The 1,996-nt window shown below is 67.4% G+C and carries 3 protein-coding genes; 1 reads left to right on the top strand and 2 read right to left on the bottom strand.

Annotated elements, in window-relative coordinates; genetic code table 11:
- Window positions 1-422, bottom strand: a 422-nt coding sequence (locus H7841_18330) for a nicotinate-nucleotide diphosphorylase (carboxylating) (GenBank protein MEO5338816.1), incomplete at its 3' end; no start/stop codon positions are given.
- Window positions 412-1,428, bottom strand: coding sequence for a quinolinate synthase NadA (gene nadA / locus H7841_18325; protein ID MEO5338815.1), 1,017 nt, complete (start codon window positions 1,426-1,428; stop codon window positions 412-414). The genes nadA and H7841_18330, both read right to left, overlap by 11 nt.
- 93 nt (window positions 1,429-1,521) lie before the next feature.
- Here nadA and H7841_18320 point away from each other — a divergent pair.
- Window positions 1,522-1,996 (top strand): amidohydrolase (locus H7841_18320; GenBank protein MEO5338814.1); only part of this gene is annotated, 475 nt, incomplete at its 3' end.

The raw sequence follows: 1,996 nt of genomic DNA, 5'->3' as shown, positions 1-1,996 counted from the left end.
CCCGGCAGGGTCTTGCGGGTATCCAGCAGCACGGTGCCGGTGCCTTCGATGGCGTCCACATAGCGCCGCGTCAGGGTGGCGATGCCTGACAGGTGCTGGAGGATGTTGAGCGCCGTGCGCTCGGCGGTCAGCAGGGCGCGGGCCGGGCCTTCCACCCGGGCCAGCACGCCGCCGGCTTCCAGGCGTTGGCCGTCTTGCACCTCCGGCTCCCAGGCGATGGCGGGCGAGACGGCGGCGAAGACCATTCCCGCAATGGGCAGGCCGGCGACGACCAGGGATTCGCGGGCGGCCAACGTACCGGCGAAGCGGGTGTCCGCCGGGATCACCGACAGCGAGGTGACGTCCCCCGTCCCCACGTCCTCGGCCAGGGCCGCCTCGATCACCCGGCGGACGTCGGTTTCGGTCAGCGGCTCAGGCAGCATCTTGGCGGGCCGGCAGGGCCGGTGGCGACATCTCCAGCATGCGCTGGAGGGGCTTGAGGGCTCGCAGCCGCAGGTCTTCCGGCATGGTGATCGCCGGGGCCTCGTTGACCATGCAGAGGTAGAGCTTCTCCAGGGTGTTCTTGGCCATGAAGGGGCAACTGGCGCAGTTGCAGCTTCCGTCCGCCCCGGCGGCCGGGATGAAGACCTTGTGCGGCGCCGCCTTTTCCATCTGGTGGATGATGTGCTTCTCGGTGGCGATGATGAATTCTGGCTGCGCCGATTTCAGCACGTAATCGAGGATCATCTTGGTCGAACCGACATGGTCGGCATGATTCAGGATGGCGTCCGGGCATTCCGGGTGGGCGACGATGGGGGCGGACGGATGGCGGACCTTGAGCTTGATAAGTTCCTGTTCCGAGAATTGCTCGTGCACGATGCACGAACCCGGCCAAAGCGTCATCTCGCGTCCCGTCCGGCGGGCGATGTAGGCGCCGAGGTGGCGGTCGGGGGAGAACAGGATCGGCTTGTCGGCCGGCAACTGGCGGACGATGTGTTCGGCGTTCGACGAGGTGACGATGACGTCGGACAGGGCCTTCACCTCGGCCGAGCAGTTGATGTAGGTGACCGCGATGTGGTCCGGGTGCTTTTCCCGGAACTGGCGGAAAGGCCCGGGCTGGCAGGAATCCTCCAGCGAGCAGCCCGCCTCGTGGTCGGGCAGGACGACGGTCTTGCCGGGGCTCAGGATCTTCGCCACCTCGGCCATGAAGCGCACGCCGCAGAAGACGATCATGTCCGCGTCGGTCGCCGCCGCCTTGCGCGACAGGTCCAGGGAATCGCCGACGAAGTCGGCCAGGTCCTGGATTTCGCCGTCCTGGTAGTAATGGGCCAGGATGACCGCGTTCTTCTCGCGGCGCAGGCGGTCGATCTCGGCCTCCAGGTCCAGGGTGGAGGGGATGCCGCGCTCGGTCAGCGCGCCTTCCTTGGGCAGGATGATGGTTTCGGCCATGGCCTCGGGTCCCGGACTGTCGATGGAACGGCAAAGAGCCTTGCAGTTTTTCGCCGCCGCGCCAAGCTTGATTATATCACGAGGAGGCTTCCCATGCCCGTTCCCCCCGCCATCGCCGCCCTGGTTCCCGAGATGCTCCTGTGGCGGCGCGACATCCATGCCCATCCGGAAGCCGCCTTCGAGGAACGCCGTACCGCCGCCCTGGTGGCGGAAAAGCTGCGCTCGTGGGGGATCGAGGTGACGGAAGGCGTCGGCCGTACCGGGGTGGTCGGCAGCCTGACGACGGGCGAGGGGCCTTGCCTCGGTCTTCGCGCCGACATGGACGCCCTGAAGATCGTCGAGGCGGAAGGGCTTCCCCATCGGTCGACGGTGCCGGGCCGCGCCCACGCCTGCGGGCACGACGGCCATGTGGCGATGCTATTGGGCGCCGCCAAGGTCCTGGCGGAAAGCCGGAAGTTCAAGGGCACGGTGCGCTTCGTCTTCCAGCCGGCCGAGGAACTGGAAGGCGGCGCCGACGCCATGGTCCGTGACGGCCTGTTCGAACGGTTCCCGATGGACGAAATCTATG

The organism is Magnetospirillum sp. WYHS-4, assembly GCA_039908345.1.
Taxonomy (GTDB): domain Bacteria; phylum Pseudomonadota; class Alphaproteobacteria; order Rhodospirillales; family GLO-3; genus JAMOBD01.
The sequence above is the reverse complement of the archived record's forward strand: the minus strand, read 5'-3'. Positions and strand labels throughout refer to the sequence as shown.